A 17,310-nucleotide genomic window follows, 5' to 3' on the forward strand; every position below is an offset into this window, starting at 1 on the left:
CGTCGACGACGGGTTCGGCGCAGGGGCGGGGAGGATTATGTCTTCTTCCAGACCCCGTCGAACCGCACGAGAACAAGCGCCGACGCTCTTTGCGATCAAGCTATCACGGGCCGTCAGGCGGCGCGCCGCTTGGACATCGCTTCGCCTGGGCGGCCTGGGGCCGAGTGTCCCGTGGCCGGGCGCGCAGATTGGAATGCGCCTGCCGGGCTGATAGCGTCCGCCGCACGCCTCGCCGCGCGCCCTCGTCCAGACCGTCTTGCGGGTTTCGCCTATGTATCCTTGCGTCGTGAAATTCGGCGGCAGCCTTCTGGACTCGCGGAATCTCGGAGCCCTGCTCGAGGTCGCCGGAGCCCGCGGAGCGGTCGTCGCGCCGGGCGGCGGGGCGTTCGCCGACGCCGTGCGCGTCGCCCAGCGTGAGATCGGGTTCAGCGATCGGGCGGCGCACGCCATGGCTATTCTCGCCATGGAGCAGACGGCCCTGCTGCTCGCCGACCTCGCCCCGTCGTTTGCGCTGTGCGCGACCAGCGAGGAATTCACCGGGGCGTTCGCCGCGCGGCGTCCCGCGATTTGGCGGCCGGCTGCGATGGCGCTTCGAGCGGACGTGCCGGCGTCTTGGGACACCACCTCCGACAGCCTGTCGCTGTGGCTCGCCATGAAGATCGGAGCGCCGCGCCTCGTCATCCTGAAATCTGCGGAGGTCCAGCCGGGAGGGTCTCCAGATAGCTGGAGCGCGGCTGGTCTCGTCGACGCCGGCCTGCCAACGCTCGCCCTCGGCTATCGAGGCGAGATCGCCTGCGTCGGGCCGGCGGAGCCTGCGGTTCTGGCCGCCGCCCTCGCCGCGCCGTCGCGAATCGCCGCGTGAGCGCCGAGAAGGTCGCCCTGCTGACCGGTTCGCTCGCCGAGCAGCGCCTTGTCCGGATGGCCAACGAGCTTCGCGGCGACGCGCTCGATCCCGTGGTCGTCAATGTCGGGGTCAAGGTCGCGGCCCTCATGACGGCGGAGATCGTCGAGCGGCGTCTGAAGCTGCCCGACGCCGTCGACCGCGCGATCATGCCCGGCCGGTTTCGCGGCGATCTGGCGCGGTTGAGCGAACGCTTCGGCGTGCCCTTCGAGCGCGGGCCGGAAGAGCTCGCGGACCTCCCGGGATTCTTTGGACGCGGTGGGCTCGAGCCCGACCTCTCGCGTCACGACTGCATCATCTTCGCGGAGATCGTCGACGCCACGACGCTGTCGCTCGATGAGATCGTCGGGCGGGCTCGGATGTTGCGCGGCGAGGGAGCCGACGTCATCGATCTCGGCTGCATGCCGGACACAGAGTTCGGCCATCTCGAAGACGCCATCCGCGCGCTCTCGGCGGAGGGCTTCCGGGTCAGCGTCGATTCCGCCGATCCGGCGGAGCTCGTGCGCGCCAACCGGGCCGGCGCGCACCATCTGCTCAGCCTCAACGAGAACACACTGTCGATCGCGGACGAAGGATCGGCCGTGCCGATCCTCGTTCCGGCCTCCCCCGGCGACCTGCCCTCGCTGCTCCGCTCGGTCGACGCCATGGAGGCGAAGGGGCTCTCCTACTTCGCCGACCCTGTGCTCGACCCGATCCATTTCGGCTTCACCGCCTCGGTCGTGCGCTACGCCGACCTGCGGCGGGAGCGGCCCGACGCGCCGATCCTGATGGGCATTGGAAACCTGACCGAACTGACCGACGCCGATACGACCGGGATCAACGCCATGCTGATGGGGATGATCTCGGAGCTCCGGATCACGGCGGTGCTGGCGGTGCAGGTCAGCCCGCATTGCCGCACCGCGGTGCGCGAGTTCGACCGGGCCCGGCGGGAGTTCTTCGCCGCCCGTGAGGCGAATTCGCTGCCGCAGGGGTTCGGCGGCGGGCTTATGGCGCTGCGCGACCGCCGGCCTGTCACCTCGACCGCAGCCGACGTCGAGGCGCTTGCGGCGCAGATCCGTGATCCCAACTATCGGATCCAGGTGACGGAGGCCGGCGTCCACGTGTTCAACCGCGACGGATATCGGCTAGCGATCGACCCGTTCGACCACTTCCCGCATCTCGCGGTCGAAGGCGACGCCGCGCACGCCTTCTATCTCGGCGTCGAGACCGCCCGGGCGGAGATCGCGTTCCGGCTCGGAAAGCGCTACGCGCAGGATGAAGGCCTGAAGTTCGGCGTCGCGGGCGAGACGGCCGAAAGCGTCGAGGAGGCCCACAAAATGGGGTTCAAGGAGGCGGGTTCGACTCTCGCAGCCAAGCGCGGCGCGAAGGCCGAGCCGTCGTGATTCGCGAGACGATCGTCACCACGCTGTCGCCGCAGGGAATCCCTCACGTCGCCCCTATGGGCGCGACGCAGACCGGGAACGGCTGGTTGCTGCAGCCGTTCCGACCGTCGACCACGCTCGACAATTTCCTGAGCGGCCGGTGCGGCGTCATCAACTTCACCGATGACGCGCGGATTTTCGCGGGCTGCGTGACGAAGAGAAAGATCGACTGGCCGACGGTTTCGGCCGGGACTCTGGGGTCTGTGCGGCTCGAAGCCGCTCTGGCCTCCCACGAGGTGCGCATCGCGCGGATCGAGGATGACGGCCAGCGCCCCAAGCTGCATTGCGAGGTCGTGGCGGAGACGAGCCATCGCGCGTTCCCCGGGCTCAACCGGGCGATCGCCGCCGTCGTCGAGGGCGCGGTGCTGGTCAGCCGGCTCCGAATGCTGCCGCCCGAGCGGATCGACGCCGAGTTCGCCTATCTGCAGATCGCAATCGACCGGACCGCCGGGCCCGCCGAGTTGGAGGCCTGGGGCTGGATTCTGGACGCGGTTCGCGACCACCGCGCAAAGGCAGCGTCATGACGGGATTTCTCGCAAGCGTCGCCTCGCTCGACGAGATGGAGGCCGCGCGTCTGGGCGGCGCCGACATCGTCGACCTGAAGGAGCCCGCGCGCGGCGCCCTTGGCGCCTGGAGCCACGACGATCTACGGCGCGCGGTAGCGGCCTGGACCGCATGGCGTGGTCCGCGCCCACTGCTCAGCGCGACGATCGGCGATCAGCCGATGACGCCCGGCATCGTGCGCGAGGCGGCCGAGGCGGTGGCTTCGACGGGCGTTCCGATCGTGAAGCTCGGCGTCTTCGCCGACGGCGACCCTCTCGCCTGCTTCGCCGCCTTGGAGCCGCTCGCCGCGCGGCGGCGCCTGATCGCGGTGTTTTTCGGCGACCTCGCCCCTGACCTCGCTCTGCTGGAGCACGTCGCCGCAGCGGGATTTCATGGAGCGATGCTCGACACGGCCGACAAGGCGGCCGGAGGACTGCGCCGGCATCTCGGCCAGCCCGAGCTTTCGGCCTTCGTCAATCGCGCCAGGACGCTCGGGCTGCTAACCGGGCTTGCCGGTTCGCTGACCATCGAAGACATCGCGCCGCTCGCTTCGCTCGGACCGGACTATCTCGGCTTTCGAGGCGCGCTCTGCGTCGGCGGCCGGACCGGACGGGTCGACCCCGCCGCAATCCGGAACGTTCGCGCTACGCTGGAAGAAAGCCGGCGCGCGGCCTGAGCGCGCCGAAGCTTCAGCCGGCGACGATCAGCGCCTCGCCCTTGCCGCCCGAATAGAGGTCGCCTGCGAAGCGCCGCGCGCCGGTGACGCTTGCGCCCATGAACGCCGCGAGTTCCTGCGAGCGGCGGACCAGCACGCGCAGCATGACGAGGTCATGCACGCCGGCGTCGCCGAATCCGGCGCAGAGGCCTTCAGGGCTGCGCAGAAGCAGCGTGCCGCGCTTCATGCCACGGCCGGCGTTGGCCCCCAGCTTTCCTGCGATCGCAATCGTGCCCGCGATCAGGTCGGTCGCGGCCTCCTCAGCGGCGTCGCCCTCGATCATGACCACGCCGCCGCGAAGTCTTTCTCCCGCGCGGGCGCCGGCGGAACCGCCGACCACCACCACGCCGCCGCTCATACCGCGGCGCGACCCGTCGCCCGCCGCGCCGAGCTTCTCACCGACGTCGCCGCCGATCACGATCTTGCCTCCGGACACCTCGCTTGCAGCGAACGCGCCCGCCGACCCTTTCACCGAGATCATGCCGCCGGTCATCCCAAAGCCAAGCTTTGAGCCGACGTCGCCCTTCACCACGATTTCGCCCTTCGCGAGACCGGCGCCGACCGAATCGAGCAGCGCGTCGCCGCCCTCGATCGTCATGCGGCCATCATCGACGCCGGACGCCGTAAACAGATCGCCGAGCGCGACCTTACGACCGCCGTGGAAGACCGGCAGACGGGCGAAGTCGACGCCTGCTCCGGGGAGCACGCCGGAGAGGTCGACGCGCGATTCCAAGGACGCGCGCGGAGTGAGGACGATGCCGCTCACGCCATGATCTCCCGCAGCTTGAAGTGGAACGGCCCGAGGTCGCCGCCGTAGTTGCCGGCGTCGATCGCGACGACCCCCTTGTCGCGGCCGAGCGCGACGACCGCCTCGATCCCGGCCTTGGTGCAGGCCGCGACCGCGTCGAAGCTGACGCCGTCGATCACGATCTCCATCACGGAAGCGACTTCCGGCGGCAGATGCGAGTCGGTCTGCGCCCGCAGCGTCGGGCAATAGAAATTATTGGTCGAGGCGAACATGCCCTTGTACTTCGAGCCGACCTTGGACCCCGACCGGACCACGCCGCCGGGAAACGGCATGATGCAGCCTTCGACCTTGCTCATGTTCTCGACCGCGGCCTCGGCGGCCGCAAGCGCCTCGCCGCGCGAGGTCGCGAGGATCAGGATGTTGCCGCCGCCGACGCCCGACACCGAACCGGTGTCATGGTCGCAGACGAACTCGCCTTCCATCACCGGCAGCCGCCAGATGCGCTTGCCGCCGACCATCTTGGAGATCTGCCAGCCGTCGGCGAAATACTTCAGCGCCTTGCCGATCGAGATCGACTCGCCGCCTTCCATGCCGGCGTAGCAGGCGGACGTCGGAGAGGTCAGGACACATTGGCCGATACGGTTGGGCACCACGGACTTCAGGCCCTTGATGTCCATCGCGAAAATCAGCACGGCGACGCCGGGCCGGCCGTCGGGCGTTTCGCTCTCGGGCACCACCCGCTCGACGCCGGCCTCGCAGCCGCAGCCGATGACCGAGGTCGCGAAGCCCGTCATGGTCTTCGCGGCGATCATCGCCCATTTGGCGCTGTCGGCCGTGATGATCAGGCGCGTCCCGACCATCGGGAACGCTTCCGCGAAGCTGTCGCGGATTTCGACGCCGTTGAGGATCATGCCGACCTCGCAGTGGCGTGCACCACCGTGCCCGCGCCTTCCCGGATTTCATGATCCGCGAGCTTGAAGGTCTTCGCCTTGAAGCCCATCGCCTCGTCGAACCAGCGGTCGAGCTTCACATCCATGCTCTTGTCGTAGTCCGGCGCGACGGAGTGGGTCTTGCCGTAGGTCAGGCCGACGATCTCGCCGTCCTTCACCACGACCTGACCGTCCTTCAGCACGTAGTCGGCGCGCGAGAACATCGCCTCGCGGTCGGGATCGTCACGATAGATCACGACGTCGCCGACGGCGCCTGCGCCGAGGTGACCGCGATCGGTGAAGCCGAGGATCTTGGCCGGCGCCGCGCGGGTCACGATCGCGATCTCCTCGAGCGTGTATTCGCGCTTGAGCTCGCCCAGGATCGAATGCTTGCGCGCCGACTTCGGCAGCTTCGCGAACTGCTCGTCACGGAACGGCTTGTCCATCAACAGCCGGATCAGGTGCGGATAGGTGGTGAACGGCGCGCCGTTCGGATGATCGGTCGTCAGGAATATCCGCCAGGGGTCCTCGACCAGCAGGAACAGCTCCAGCCCGATCGCCCACTGCAGGGCGTTGACAAAGGATTTGTCCTTGTAGGCGAAGGGCACGATCCCGCAGGCGGCGTCCATTTCGATGTCCATGCCGATCCAGCGCTTCGGCGTGGCGATGCCGCGGTTACGGTGCTGGGACATGAGGTCGGCGGACGCGGTCACGGTCTGGCCGAACATGATCTGGCCGACGTCGATCGAGATGTTGGGGTTCTTGTTGACGGCTTCCGCGATCTTGACCGCGCCGGAGGAGAACTTCCGGTCGCCCTCGGTGCCGTAGGAGTGGAACTGCACATGCGTCATGTGCAGCGGCATCCCCTCCGTCGCGGCGATGGTCTCGAGCGTGGTGTCCTCGTTGCCGGGAACGCCGAGATTGCAGCCGTGAAGGTGGATCGGATGGGCGAGGCCGAGCTCCGTCACCGCCTTGATCAGCGTCGTCAGGATCTTGCGCGGCGTGATCTCGTAATGCGGATTCGCCTCGTCGAGCTGCATCCAGCGCGAGTTGAACTTGAAAGCGTTGATTCCGCCCGGATTGACGATCTTGATCGCCATGCACTTGGTCGCCGCCAGCATCCAGGCGACATAGTCGTTGACCGCCTGCTGCCCCGCCCCGCTGGCGATCAGGTCGAGCAGGAAGTCGTCATTGCCGAGGACGAGGTAACCGCCGGTGTCGAGGAACGGGATGTCGCCCATCTCGACATGCATGTGACGGGCGTTCGCCGCAACCACGGCGGGCTCGAACACGGCGGTGTAGCCCATCTCGACATAACGGCAGCCGGTGGCGTGCGCGGTCATCGTCGAAAGTCCGCCGCCGCAGGCGCAGAACTGGCCCGCCGGCTCGCGGATCGCGCGCTGCTCCTCGACCATCAGCAGGCGGGCGATGTTCGATTTGCCGCCTGCGATGTGGCTGTGGATGTCGATGGCGCCGGCCATCACGATTCCGCCCTTGGCGTCGATCGTCTCGGTGGCGCTATCCGCCAGATCGGATGAGGCGATGCGGCCGTCGACGATGAAGACGTCGCGGGCGACCCCGACCTCGCCGTTCGCGGGGTCGAGGACTTTGCCGCCGGTGATGCGCACGGCGCTCATGGCAGACGCTCCAGAATACGTTTCGCGACGTCAGCGACGCTCGCCAGTCCCGAGTCGCGGTGCTTGCCGAGGGGAATGCTCACCACGGTGTCCGTGCGGAAGGCGAGGCCCCTGTGGTCGAGCCCGGGCTGGCCGACCGGGATGAACACGTCGGGCTCGCTCTCGAACGTCGTGTCGGGGTGAGCGATGGCGACGACCTTGCCTTCGAAGCCGGGCGGACGCTCGGGACGGAACGCGGATGTCCAGACCATGAGGTCAGCAGACTCCAGGGCCGCGCCGGTGCGGTTAAGCGCCTGGTCGTGCGTCGCTTGTCCCGAACGGAAGGCCGTGCGGATCGGGAAGCCGATGTTCCAGAGGAAGGTCTGGTTGGCGCCGATCAGGTTGTCCCGGCCGGCCAGCGGCAGGCAGGCGGCGCGGGTCGTGACGTTGAGCATGTCGACGACCGCCGCGGCCCGCTCCACGACGAGATCGCCGTCGGCGCCGAGCGCCGCCGCGTTCCAGGCGAGAACGCCATACTTCGCGCTCTTGAGCGCCTCGGCAAGCGGAGCGAGGTCCGGTTCGACCGGAGGCGTCGAACCGCCGGAGACCAGCGTGTTCAACCGGGAAAGCGCATCGACGAGGCCGCCTTCGCGGACTTCGATGGTCTCGACGTCAAGGCCGACCAGCTGCTGGCGGGCCTCCGCCGAAGGTTCGCCGCCGAGGAACACGACCTTGCGCCGACCCTCGACAAAGCGGCCGGTCGGCGGCGTGACGCGGGTGTAGAGGCGGTGGAACGCCTCGGAAGGATCAGGACCGACCACCACGAACAGGTCGCAGCGGTTGCGGACCTCCGCCAGCGTCGTCGCGATCCAGCCCTTGCGCTGAGATGTCGAGAGGTTTCGGAACAGCCCGGCCGAGGCGTAGTGGTCGACGCTCCCGCCGGTCTTCGACGCAAGCTTGATGAGAGAGCGAACGCCGTTCACGTCCGCCGCAAAGCCCGCATAGGCCGTGCTGGCGGCCCCCGCCAGCAGATCGGCCGCGGCCGAGACCGCCTCGTCGATGGACGCGTCGCGGCCCGCCACCCGCGCCGAGGGCGCTGGCGCGGCGGACCGGCGGAACAGCGCGGCGGCGCGCCCGCAGGCGCCCTCCCCGGCCTCCACGGACAGGCCGTCCACCTTCAATGAGATATCGTCGCAACCGAGCCCGCAGAACGGGCACACAACGTCCTTATGCGTCACGCCGCCGCCGACAGCCTCAGTCATATTTCACGTAGGCAAAACGCTGGTCGCCCTGCGGCGTGCCTTCGAGCGCGCCGCCCTCGGCGCCGGGCTGCCACTGCACGACGCTCTCGATCTTGCTCGCGAGCTCGAAGTCGCGGCCCGTGATCCCCTTGGCGTCGTGAGACATCAGCCTCACCTCCACCCAGGCGTAGGACGCCGTGATGTCGGGGTGGTGCCACGCCGCTTCCGCGAGATGGCCGATCGTGTTGATCACCATCAATGTGCTCTTCCAGCTCTGGGTCTTGTAGGTGCGCCTGATCCATCCGTCCTCGAGCCGCCACTTCGGCAGCTCCGCCTTCAGGCGAGCTTCCACCTGATCGGGAGGGATGACGGCTTTGCGGTCGGCCATTGAGCGCGATCCTTGAAGCTCACTGAGAATTTCGGCGAGGCTTACACAGCGCGTCAGGCCGGCGCAACGCGGCGCGGCGTTTCGTCCGATAGGGAGTTAGGAGTATTGGCGAGGTTGGCGCGCCGCCGCCGCCGCGACTAATGTGCCGCCGGAAAATGACAGATCAGCCGCAATCCCGCCCGCAGGGCGACAGCCTTCGCGCACCCCGCGCCGTGCGCATCGTCGCGCCAGGGCGACTGCATATCGGCTTCCTTGACCTCAACGGCTCCCTTGGCCGCCGCTTCGGAAGCCTAGGCCTGACGCTCGAAGGGCCGGCGACGCGGGTCTTCATGCAGACGGCCGCCGAACCTTCCGCCGTCGGCCCCGACAGCGACCGCGCCCGGCAAGCCCTCTCCAGGATCGCGCGGACGCATGGCGTCGACGAGCGCGTGCGGATCGTCGTCGAGGAGGCGCTTCCCGCGCATTCGGGCCTCGGCTCCGGCACGCAGATGGCCCTGGCGATCGGCGTCGGGGCGAGCCTGCTCGACGGCAAGGGCATCGATTCGTCGCAGGTCGCGGCCTCGCTCAGCCGCGGCGCCCGGTCGAGCATCGGTCTCGGCGCCTTTCAGGGCGGCGGCGTGCTGCTCGACGGCGGCCAGCCCGCGGGCGAGCGCCCGTCGCAGCCCCCGCCTTTGCTGTCGCGGATCGCCATCCCCGCGGCCTGGCGCATTCTCCTGATCTTCGACACGACGCGCGCGGGGCTGAGCGGCGCCACCGAATCCGAGGCGATGGACGGCCTGCCGGAGTTCCCGGAGGCGCTCGCAGACAGGCTCTGCCGGCTGGTGCTGATGGCGGCCCTGCCCGCCGCCGCGTCGGGCGACGCGCACCGCTTCGGCCTTGCGGTCGGCGAGATTCAGCGCCGTCTCGGCGACCATTTCTCGCGCTTCCAGGGCGGACGCTTCACGAGCCCCGACGTCGCCGAGGCGCTGAAGCTGATTGAGGCGGCCGGCGTACCGGGCGTCGGCCAGAGCAGTTGGGGGCCGACGGGCTTTGCGATATTTGGCGAGGCGCAGGCCGCGGAAGTCATGGCGTCCGATCTGCGCGCGCGGTTCGCCGACCGGCCGAATCTGACGTTCGACGTGGTCAGCGGCAATAATCACGGCGCGACGATTGAAGACGCGCGTTATGGCGATGACGGCGCGAGCGGCTGAGCCGCGCCGAAAGGAGATTCGATGCCCGACGCCCATCCGATTCTGCACATGATCACGCCGCTCCGGCACACCAGCCCGTTCGACGTGAACATGGCGGTCGACGCCGGCTTCCTGACGATCGCCACCTATGTCGGCGTCGATCTGAAGGACGTCGTCCCGCTCACCCAGGACGCCATGTTCAGCCGGTCGCCGACAGCGGCGAAGCGCACCGTCCTGTTCATCGGCGGCAAGGACGCGAGCCTTGCGCTCGACCAGATGAAGGCCGCGGATTCCGCGCTGTTTCCGCCTTTTGAAATATCGATCTTCGCCGATCCGGCGGGCGCCTTCACGACGGCGGCCGCAATGATCTCGCTCGTCGAGAAGCATCTCGGGGGCAAGCGGGCCAACGGTCTTGCTGGCGCGAAGGTCCAGGTCTACGGCGCGACCGGCGTCATCGGCGGCGTCGCCGCGGTGATCGCCGCCAATGCCGGCGCACACGTCACGCTTGTCAGCCATCAGGCGATCGAGGACGTCGAGCTCAAGGCGGTCGACTTCAAGAAACGCTTCGGGGTGAAGCTCGATTGCGCGGTCGCGAGCTCCGAGGAGGAGAAGAAGCGACTGGTGGCGGACGCCGAGGTGATTCTCACCGCCGCATCCGCCGGCGTCCAGGTGATCTCGAGCGAGGTGCTGAAGAGCGCCAAAAGCCTGCTGGTCGCCGCCGACATCAACGCGGTTCCGCCGGCCGGCATCGCGGGGGTCGGATCAAACGACGACGGCGTCGCCCTGCCCTATGGCGTGGGTGTCGGAGCGCTGGTGATCGGACAACTGAAGTATCAGGTCCAGCACCAGATGCTGAAGCGCATCCTCGCCTCCGACAAGGCTCTCCAGATCGGCTTCCTCGAGGCCTATGAGCTCGCACGCTCCCTCGCCTCCTGAAGATTACGACGTCGCGGTCGTCGCGCTCTCGGCGCGCGCCCTCGCGCGCTCGGCCCGGCGCGCCGGCTTGCGTGCGCTTTCGATCGACCTGTTCGCCGACGCCGACACGCGCGAGCATGCGGCCAAGGCGGTAAAGGCGCGACCCAGCAAGCGCGGGATCGGATTCGATCGGAAAGATCTGCTGGCGACGCTGCGCCGTCATGCGCGGGAAGGCCTGCCGGTGGCGCTCGGCGCAGGGTTCGAGCACGCGCCGCGCTTGATGGCCGCGATCGGGCGTCGCAACCCGCTCCGCGGCGCGACGCCTGAGACGGTCGCGCTGCTCAAGGATCCGTTCGCGTTCTCCGACATGCTGGCGGCGCTCGGTGTCCCCCATCCTGCGGTGGCCAGGAGCTGCGAGATCGACGGAGCGCTCGACGGCTGGCTCTCGAAGCGCGCGGGCGCGTCGGGCGGGGCGCATATCCGGCGGGCTCGGTCCGGCGCCGTTGCTTCGGGTCGCTATCTTCAGCGCCGCGTCGACGGGCGACCGCTGTCCGCCCTCTTCCTCGCGAACGGCCGCGACGCACGCATCCTGGGGTTTTCCGAGCAGTGGGCCGATCCGACGCCGCGGGCGCCGTTCCGCTATGGCGGCGCGGCCGGTTCGATCGCCCTCCCCGCAGGCCTCGCCGACGGGATCGCTGCAGCGCTCCACCGCATCGTTGAGACGACGGCGCTGGCGGGCCTCGCCAGCGCCGACCTCATCGTCTCGGCAGGCGGCGACGCCTTCCACCTTTTGGAGATCAACCCCCGACCCGGCGCGACGCTCGACGTGTTCGACCGCGGCGAATCCCCTTCGCTGCTTGCGCTCCACCTCGCCGCCTGCGACGGCCGGCTGCCGGACGCGTTCGAGCGACCAGCGTCCGCGCAGGCTGCGGCTGTCGTCTACGCCCGGCGCGCCGTCAGCGTCACTACGCTGCAGCGACCGGTCTGGACGGCGGACTGGCCGGCGTGCGAGGAGATCATCCCCGCTGGCGCGCCCGTCTGCACGATCCTGGCCGCCGGCGCCACGCCATTCGCCGCGCGCGCGCTACTCGCCGAGCGGCGCGCCGCTCTTCTCGAATCGCTCCGCGCCGTCAGCACGTCCCGGCCGAGCCCGAACCCGATGGTGCCTGCATGAACGCAAAGCCAAGCGTTGGAGCCCTGACCGCCCCCCTCGTGGAGGCTCTCGTCAGGGACGCCACGACGCTCCGCCTCGCCATCGAGAAGACCGCGACAGGCGCGACGATCGTCGATGCGGGCGCCTCGGTCCGCGGCGGCCTCGAAGCCGGCCGCCGCATCACCGAGATCTGCCTCGGAGGGCTTGGCCAGGTCAGCCTTGTTCCGGATTCGCGCTTCCCCCGCTGGGGCATGGCCATCCAGGTCACCACCGCCGATCCGGTCATCGCCTGCCTTGGCAGCCAGTACGCCGGCTGGAACCTGTCCGAAGGCGAGTTCTTCGCCCTCGGCTCCGGACCGGCCCGGGCGATCTGGGCGAAGGAAGAGCTTTTCGGCGAGCTCGGATACAAGGACGAGGCCGAGACCGCGACGCTGGTGCTCGAGACTGACAAGCGCCCGCCCGACGGGTTGATCTCCTACATCGCCAAGGAGTGCGGCGTCGCGGAGGACAAGCTGACGCTGATCCTGACCCCGACCCAGAGCCTCGCGGGCGCCGTCCAGATCGTCGGGCGCGTGTTGGAGGTGGCGCTCCACAAGGCGCACTCCATCCACTTCCCGCTCGACCGCATCGTGGACGGCTCGGGCTTCGCGCCGGTGCCGCCTCCCGGCGCCGACTTCCTGTCCGGCATGGGCCGCACCAACGACGCCGTGCTCTACGGCGGCCAGATCGCGCTCTATGTCGAAGGGCCGGAGGACGAGGCCGAGCAGCTCGCGAACGGCCTGCCCTCATCGACCTCGCGCGACTATGGCCGCCCGTTCGGCGAGGTGTTCAAGGCCTATAATTTCGACTTCTACGCCTGCGACGCCGCGCTGTTCTCGCCCGCCGTCGTGACCGTCACGGCGCTTTCGACGGGCAAGAGCTTCACCGCCGGCAAGCTCGCGCACGAAATCGTCGAGAAGTCGTTCTCCGGCGCGTGAACCACGGTCGTTCCCGGCCCGGCGCTCCGCGCCGGCCGGGATGGCGAGGGCGTCGACCCCGGAAAGCTCAAGCCCGATGATCCTCGAAGACGCTGTCGTCATCTTCACCGAGAAGGCCGACTGGCACAGCAACAGCCTCGCCGCCGCCCTGAAGCGCGAAGGACTGCGGCCGCTGATCCTGTCGATCGCCGATTGCGGCTTCGAGCTGGGAACCGGCCGTCCCGGCCTGCGTCTTCCCGGCCTCGACCGGCTCCCCGGAGCGATCTTCATCCGTCTGCTTCCGGCAGGCACGACCGAGCAGATCACCGCCCGGCTTGGGCTGCTGCACGCGGCCCGCGCGCTCGGCGTCACTGTCATCAACGACGCCAGAGCGGTCGAGGTCTGCGTCGACAAGTCCATGACGACGTTCGTGCTCGCGGAAGCCGGCCTGCCCACGCCGCGAACGGTCGTGCGAGAGCGCCGCGAGGACGCCATAGCGGCGCTGGAGTCCCTGGGCGGCGACGCGGTGTTGAAGCCGCTGTTCGGGGCGCAGGGCAAAGGACTGATCAGGGTCCGGTCGGCGGACGACCTGCCTCAGCCCGACGACGTCGCCGGCGTCTACTATCTTCAGGAATTCGTCGCGAGCCGCGGCTCTCGAGCGGCGGGCGGCGCGCATGACTGGCGCGTTTTCGTGCTCGACGGAAAGCCTATCGGGGCGATGATCCGCCGCTCGGACGGCTGGGTCACCAACATCTTCCAGGGCGCGACCGGCGAAGCCGCCAGCATCGACGGCGAAGCCGCGTCGCTCGCCGTCAGGGCGGCGGCAGCCGTCGGCGCGGCCTATGCCGGCGTCGACCTGATCGAGGACGAGGACGGCCGCTTCCTCGTGCTGGAGGTCAACTCGATGCCCGCCTGGAAGGGTCTGACGCAGGCGACCGGCGTCGACGTCGCAGCGGCGCTTGCAGCCGACGTCGCGCGGCGGCTGGCCCGCCCCGATGCCGCCTGACCAACCCCGCAGCCTGGCGGCTGTCGCCGGCCTCTTCCGCGAGGCCTGCCGGGCCGAGCTCCATGCGCTGAAGCCAGGCAACGTCCACATTTTCCGCGAGGGTCACGGCATGACGGCTGCGACCTTCGAGCGCGCGGCGGAAGTCGCCGCCGTTCGCCTCGTGACCGGACGCACCGTCGGCGACCGCATCGAAGGCGCGGTGCGGGCCTCGCTCGCGGCCGTCGGCTGCAACGCCAATCTCGGCATTATCCTGCTGGCTGCGCCGCTGACGGAGGCGGCGTTCGACGCCGCGCCGGGCGAATCCTTGCGTGCCGCGCTGTCGCGCATTCTCAAGCGGTTGACCGTCGCAGACGCCGCGGCCGCCTATCGGGCGATCGCCGCCGCAAATCCCGGCGGCCTCGGCCGTACGGAGCAGCACGACGTCGCGGCGCCGCCTTCGATCACGCTGCGGGAGGCGATGTCGGAGGCCGCCGACCGCGACAGGATCGCGCTGCAATACGTCACGGATTTCGAGGATGTCTTCGCCGCCGCAACGGCTTACGAGACGCGCGGGCCAGGCCGCGAGGCCGTCGAGGACGTCTATCTCGGGCTTCTCAGCCTGTTTCCCGACAGCCATGTCGCGCGCAAGTTCGGCTCCGCCGTCGCCGAAACCGTGCGTCGGGAGGCGGCCGCGTTTTCCGAAAGTCTCGACTTTCGCGAGGATCGCGAACGGGCGCTCGACGCGTTCGACCTGCATCTCAAGGCCAAGAGCGTCAATCCCGGCACGACCGCCGACCTCACCGTCGCCGCGCTGTTCGCGGCGGGGCTTCAAGCGCGCGCCTGAGCGCATCCGGCGTCAGTCGGCCGTCATGAAGCGCGCTTGCGACGAGCGCGCCAGCGACGCCGATTTCTTCAAGCGCCCCTAGGTCCTCCGCCCCCCGAACGCCGCCCGCGGCGAACACCTCGCGCTCACCGGCTAGCGCGAGCGTCTCTGTCAGCCGTTCGACATCCGGCCCGTCCCCGGCCCCGACGCGGGCAAGCGTCATGACGATGAGCCGATGCGGCCAAACGTCTGGCGTTTCATAGATTTCTGCCGGTCCCATGCGGCCGCCGGCGTCGTAGTCGAGGGACAGGACCCCCTCCGCGGCGTCGATCGCGCGGACGAGCGGGTCGAACTCGGAGAACGCTTCCGCGCCGACGACCGAGACGCCTGGACCGGAGGCGGCGCGGCGCCGCAGGATGTCTGCGTCCGCGTCGCCGCGGTCCACCCAGATTTCGACGGCGGGGTGCTCCCGGGCGAGCGCCGCGACCGCGGCGTCGTTGCCGGGACGGCCGAAAATGGCGTCGAGGTCTGCGACGTAGAGGCGGCGGAACGGCGCCAGATCCATGAGCGCGCTCGCAATTTCCGTGGGGCTGGAGCCTTTGGCGAGCGGCGAGACGATCGGACGGTAGTTTCCCCGCTCGCCGCGCCGAGCGTGCACGACCTCGCCGTTCATCAGGTCGATCACGGGAATGACGTCCATGGCTCGAACTCCGGACATGCGCTGCGGCCGGGTTTGGTTTAAGCCGGTCCCGACCGGGTGACGAGCGCCTCGTCGGCGGATTTCGAGGCTTCTGGGAGAGCCGGGTTGCGCGTCTTCATGTGCGAATTCGTGACCGGCGGAGGCATGGCGGGCGAGCCGATATCGCCGTCGCTCGCCCGCGAGGGCGCGCTGATGCGCGACGCGCTGGCGCGCGATCTCACTGATATTCCTGGCGTTTCTTTGGTGACCACGCATGACGAGCGGCTGACGCCGCCCAGGGGGATCGCGAGCATCGCGATCGCTCCGGAGCGGGATCTCTGGCGGCTCTGGGCCTATTGCGCCAGGAAGGTCGACGTCACCTGGGTCGTCGCGCCGGAAACGGGGGGCGTGCTGGCGCGGCTGACCGGGCTCTGCGCCAACGCCGGCGCGATCGGCATCGGCCCGGATATCGAAGCGATTCGAGTGGCTTCCAGCAAGAAGCTGACGGCCGAGACCCTGATTGCGGCGGGAGTTCCAGCGCTTCCGGTCTGGGCGTCGAACGCGGTTCCGGACGATGTCCTCGGCCCGTTCGTGGCGAAACCGGATGACGGCGCCGGCTGCGAGAGCACGCTGCTGATGCTCGACCGGCCGGAGCCGGGTTCGCTCGGAAGCGGTCATGTTCTACAGCTTTTCGCGGCGGGCGAGGCTGCCAGCCTGACGGTCCTGAGCGCCGGTGGGACGGTGCGGCTGCTCTCCGCGAACCGGCAGCATGTCGCGGTCGAAAACGGTCGCTTCGTGTTCCGCGGATTGACGCTCGGCGCTTTAGGTGACGACGATAACGCTTTGCAACAGCTTGCAGAAATGGTCGTGGATGCGATTCCGGGCCTCAGCGGGATTTTCGGAATTGACGTGGTGATCGGGAACAGCGGGCCGGTGGTCGTGGAAGTTAATCCGCGGTTAACGACGAGTTACGCCGGGTTAAGAGAAGCGATCGGAATTAACCCCGTGAGCCTCGTGGCGCCCTTTGCCGGCGACGCGTGCGTCGGTCTCCCGACCAGCCCGGCCAGACAGGTCGAGATCGCACTGTGACGGGACGTCCGATCGTCGGCCTCGACGTCGGCGGCGCCCATCTGAAGCTCGCCCGGATTTCCGCCGTCGGCCGGCTGGCTGAGGTGCGCATCGCGCCCTGTCCGCTCTGGAAGGGCCTCGATCGGCTCACCGTGGCGCTCGACGACGTCGCCGACGCGCTGCCTCCCGAGGCGGCCTGCGCCGTCACGATGACGGGAGAACTGGTCGACCTCTGGCCGGATCGGGCGACCGGGGTCGCGGCCATCGCGTCGGCGCTCGCGGCCCGGCTCGGCGCCGATCGGGTGGCGGTCTACGCCGGCGAGCGCGGCTTCGTCGAAGCCGCCGCCGCGCCGGAGCACTGGAGCGCGATCGCCTCCGCGAACTGGCGGGCGACCGCGCAGGCGCTCGCCGTCGGCGGCGAGGCCGGGCTGCTGGTCGACGTCGGCTCCACAACGTCCGACCTCGCGCCCTTCGCCGGCCATGGCGTCCTGGCGCGCGGTCGAACGGACGCGGAGCGGATGGCGGCGGAGGAGCTGGTCTATCTCGGCGCGGCGAGGACGCCGGTGATGGCGCTGAGTCCCCGCCTGCCCTTCCGCGGCGCCTGGGTCTCGCCGATGGCGGAGTTTTTCGCGACCTCGGCCGACGTGTTCCGCCTGACCGGCGATCTGCCCGAAGGCGCCGACCTCCATGACGCGGCCGACGGCGGCCCGAAGACGCGCGAGGGCAGCGCCCGCAGGCTGCTGCGGATGGTCGGCGCTGATCTCGATGCGGCGAACGACGCCCCGGCGCGGGCGCTTGCGGCCTTTCTCGCCGAAGCCGCGCTCCGGCGGCTCTGCGACGCCGCCGCCGCGATCCTGTCACGATCCGAGACGCCCGCCGGCGCCACGGTTTTCGGCGCCGGGGTCGGGCGATTTATGGCGGCGAGGCTGGCGGAGCGGCTCGGCCTCTTGTATCGCGACGTCGGAGCCCTGTGGTCCGACGACGCGCGCCTCGCAGGCGTCGCCGCGGACTGCGCCCCGTCCGTCGCCGTCGCCCGCCTGCTCGCGGCGCGCGGCTGAGC

General features: G+C 69.4%; 18 protein-coding genes. 12 read left to right on the forward strand and 6 right to left on the reverse strand.

Going from position 1 to position 17,310, the window contains the following annotated elements; all coding sequences use genetic code 11:
* The first annotated feature begins 271 nt into the window (after window positions 1-271).
* From PKE75_RS14110 to PKE75_RS14125, 4 genes are read left to right on the forward strand one after another with little or no spacing between them, the layout of a single operon-like run.
* Window positions 272-862, forward strand: coding sequence for an amino acid kinase family protein (locus PKE75_RS14110; protein ID WP_271169379.1), 591 nt, complete (start codon window positions 272-274; stop codon window positions 860-862).
* Window positions 859-2,283 carry a DUF6513 domain-containing protein gene (locus tag PKE75_RS14115; protein ID WP_271169380.1) on the forward strand — a complete coding sequence of 475 codons (1,425 nt, stop codon included), beginning with the start codon at window positions 859-861 and terminating at the stop codon, window positions 2,281-2,283. Before PKE75_RS14110 ends, PKE75_RS14115 begins: the two co-directional genes overlap by 4 nt.
* Window positions 2,280-2,846 (forward strand): DUF447 domain-containing protein, encoded by a 567-nt coding sequence (locus tag PKE75_RS14120; protein ID WP_271169381.1) that lies wholly within the window; start codon window positions 2,280-2,282, stop codon window positions 2,844-2,846. Before PKE75_RS14115 ends, PKE75_RS14120 begins: the two co-directional genes overlap by 4 nt.
* Window positions 2,843-3,541: a (5-formylfuran-3-yl)methyl phosphate synthase gene (locus tag PKE75_RS14125; RefSeq protein ID WP_271169382.1), complete on the forward strand. Its 699-nt coding sequence runs from the start codon at window positions 2,843-2,845 to the stop codon at window positions 3,539-3,541. The genes PKE75_RS14120 and PKE75_RS14125 overlap by 4 nt, the downstream gene beginning before the upstream one ends.
* Before the next feature lie 13 nt (window positions 3,542-3,554).
* Here the strand turns inward: PKE75_RS14125 and PKE75_RS14130 are convergent, their stop codons facing one another.
* From PKE75_RS14130 to PKE75_RS14150, 5 genes are read right to left on the reverse strand one after another with little or no spacing between them, the layout of a single operon-like run.
* On the reverse strand, window positions 3,555-4,346 hold the full coding sequence (locus PKE75_RS14130; protein WP_271169383.1) for a formylmethanofuran dehydrogenase subunit C: 792 nt from the start codon (window positions 4,344-4,346) through the stop codon (window positions 3,555-3,557).
* A complete protein-coding gene (fhcD, locus tag PKE75_RS14135) occupies window positions 4,343-5,239 on the reverse strand; it encodes a formylmethanofuran--tetrahydromethanopterin N-formyltransferase (RefSeq protein ID WP_271169384.1) in 897 nt (298 codons plus the stop codon). The genes PKE75_RS14130 and fhcD overlap by 4 nt, the downstream gene beginning before the upstream one ends.
* Window positions 5,236-6,894 (reverse strand): formylmethanofuran dehydrogenase subunit A, encoded by a 1,659-nt coding sequence (locus tag PKE75_RS14140; RefSeq protein WP_271169385.1) that lies wholly within the window; start codon window positions 6,892-6,894, stop codon window positions 5,236-5,238. Before PKE75_RS14140 ends, fhcD begins: the two co-directional genes overlap by 4 nt.
* Window positions 6,891-8,135, reverse strand: coding sequence for a hypothetical protein (locus PKE75_RS14145; protein ID WP_271169386.1), 1,245 nt, complete (start codon window positions 8,133-8,135; stop codon window positions 6,891-6,893). Before PKE75_RS14145 ends, PKE75_RS14140 begins: the two co-directional genes overlap by 4 nt.
* The gene (locus tag PKE75_RS14150; RefSeq protein ID WP_271169387.1) at window positions 8,128-8,502 is read right to left on the reverse strand and encodes a 4a-hydroxytetrahydrobiopterin dehydratase; all 375 of its coding nucleotides are present in this window, start codon (window positions 8,500-8,502) and stop codon (window positions 8,128-8,130) included. Before PKE75_RS14150 ends, PKE75_RS14145 begins: the two co-directional genes overlap by 8 nt.
* A 155-nt stretch (window positions 8,503-8,657) precedes the next feature.
* Between PKE75_RS14150 and PKE75_RS14155 the strand changes: the two genes are divergently transcribed.
* The 6 genes from PKE75_RS14155 to PKE75_RS14180 all read left to right on the forward strand — a co-directional run bounded on the left by PKE75_RS14155 (window position 8,658) and on the right by PKE75_RS14180 (window position 14,524).
* Window positions 8,658-9,692, forward strand: coding sequence for a beta-ribofuranosylaminobenzene 5'-phosphate synthase family protein (locus PKE75_RS14155; RefSeq protein ID WP_271169388.1), 1,035 nt, complete (start codon window positions 8,658-8,660; stop codon window positions 9,690-9,692).
* A 21-nt stretch (window positions 9,693-9,713) separates the two neighbouring features.
* Entirely contained in the window at window positions 9,714-10,607 is an 894-nt protein-coding gene (locus PKE75_RS14160) for an NAD(P)-dependent methylenetetrahydromethanopterin dehydrogenase (protein WP_271169389.1), read from the forward strand.
* On the forward strand, window positions 10,579-11,760 hold the full coding sequence (locus tag PKE75_RS14165; protein WP_271169390.1) for an ATP-grasp domain-containing protein: 1,182 nt from the start codon (window positions 10,579-10,581) through the stop codon (window positions 11,758-11,760). The genes PKE75_RS14160 and PKE75_RS14165 overlap by 29 nt, the downstream gene beginning before the upstream one ends.
* Window positions 11,757-12,716, forward strand: coding sequence for a methenyltetrahydromethanopterin cyclohydrolase (gene mch, locus PKE75_RS14170; RefSeq protein WP_271169391.1), 960 nt, complete (start codon window positions 11,757-11,759; stop codon window positions 12,714-12,716). Before PKE75_RS14165 ends, mch begins: the two co-directional genes overlap by 4 nt.
* A gap of 76 nt (window positions 12,717-12,792) precedes the next feature.
* Window positions 12,793-13,701 (forward strand): ATP-grasp domain-containing protein, encoded by a 909-nt coding sequence (locus PKE75_RS14175; RefSeq protein WP_271169392.1) that lies wholly within the window; start codon window positions 12,793-12,795, stop codon window positions 13,699-13,701.
* A complete protein-coding gene (locus PKE75_RS14180) occupies window positions 13,691-14,524 on the forward strand; it encodes a triphosphoribosyl-dephospho-CoA synthase (RefSeq protein ID WP_271169393.1) in 834 nt (277 codons plus the stop codon). Before PKE75_RS14175 ends, PKE75_RS14180 begins: the two co-directional genes overlap by 11 nt.
* Here PKE75_RS14180 and PKE75_RS14185 read toward each other — a convergent pair.
* Entirely contained in the window at window positions 14,478-15,203 is a 726-nt protein-coding gene (locus PKE75_RS14185) for a HisA/HisF-related TIM barrel protein (protein WP_271169394.1), read from the reverse strand. The two genes, PKE75_RS14180 and PKE75_RS14185, sit on opposite strands and share 47 nt — an antisense overlap.
* Window positions 15,204-15,347: 144 nt before the next feature.
* On the opposite strand from PKE75_RS14185, the gene PKE75_RS14190 reads away from it, so the two are divergent.
* Window positions 15,348-16,271 carry an ATP-grasp domain-containing protein gene (locus PKE75_RS14190; protein ID WP_271169395.1) on the forward strand — a complete coding sequence of 308 codons (924 nt, stop codon included), beginning with the start codon at window positions 15,348-15,350 and terminating at the stop codon, window positions 16,269-16,271.
* Window positions 16,268-17,308, forward strand: coding sequence for a hydantoinase/oxoprolinase family protein (locus PKE75_RS14195; RefSeq protein WP_271169396.1), 1,041 nt, complete (start codon window positions 16,268-16,270; stop codon window positions 17,306-17,308). The genes PKE75_RS14190 and PKE75_RS14195 overlap by 4 nt, the downstream gene beginning before the upstream one ends.
* Window positions 17,309-17,310 lie beyond the last annotated feature (2 nt).

The sequence above is a fragment of the Hansschlegelia plantiphila genome (assembly GCF_027922265.1).
Classification (GTDB): Bacteria; Pseudomonadota; Alphaproteobacteria; order Rhizobiales; family Methylopilaceae; genus Methylopila; species Methylopila plantiphila.

Bases quoted from the DNA above. Each gene is read 5' to 3' on its own strand.
- PKE75_RS14110 (WP_271169379.1), top strand. From the start codon at position 272: ATGTATCCTTGCGTCGTGAAATTCGGCGGCAGCCTTCTGGACTCGCGG.
- PKE75_RS14125 (WP_271169382.1), top strand. From the start codon at position 2,843: ATGACGGGATTTCTCGCAAGCGTCGCCTCGCTCGACGAGATGGAGGCC.
- fhcD (WP_271169384.1), bottom strand. From the start codon at position 5,239: ATGATCCTCAACGGCGTCGAAATCCGCGACAGCTTCGCGGAAGCGTTC.
- PKE75_RS14140 (WP_271169385.1), bottom strand. From the start codon at position 6,894: ATGAGCGCCGTGCGCATCACCGGCGGCAAAGTCCTCGACCCCGCGAAC.
- PKE75_RS14145 (WP_271169386.1), bottom strand. From the start codon at position 8,135: ATGACTGAGGCTGTCGGCGGCGGCGTGACGCATAAGGACGTTGTGTGC.
- PKE75_RS14150 (WP_271169387.1), bottom strand. From the start codon at position 8,502: ATGGCCGACCGCAAAGCCGTCATCCCTCCCGATCAGGTGGAAGCTCGC.
- PKE75_RS14155 (WP_271169388.1), top strand. From the start codon at position 8,658: ATGACAGATCAGCCGCAATCCCGCCCGCAGGGCGACAGCCTTCGCGCA.
- PKE75_RS14160 (WP_271169389.1), top strand. From the start codon at position 9,714: ATGCCCGACGCCCATCCGATTCTGCACATGATCACGCCGCTCCGGCAC.
- PKE75_RS14165 (WP_271169390.1), top strand. From the start codon at position 10,579: ATGAGCTCGCACGCTCCCTCGCCTCCTGAAGATTACGACGTCGCGGTC.
- mch (WP_271169391.1), top strand. From the start codon at position 11,757: ATGAACGCAAAGCCAAGCGTTGGAGCCCTGACCGCCCCCCTCGTGGAG.
- PKE75_RS14175 (WP_271169392.1), top strand. From the start codon at position 12,793: ATGATCCTCGAAGACGCTGTCGTCATCTTCACCGAGAAGGCCGACTGG.
- PKE75_RS14180 (WP_271169393.1), top strand. From the start codon at position 13,691: ATGCCGCCTGACCAACCCCGCAGCCTGGCGGCTGTCGCCGGCCTCTTC.
- PKE75_RS14185 (WP_271169394.1), bottom strand. From the start codon at position 15,203: ATGGACGTCATTCCCGTGATCGACCTGATGAACGGCGAGGTCGTGCAC.
- PKE75_RS14190 (WP_271169395.1), top strand. From the start codon at position 15,348: ATGGCGGGCGAGCCGATATCGCCGTCGCTCGCCCGCGAGGGCGCGCTG.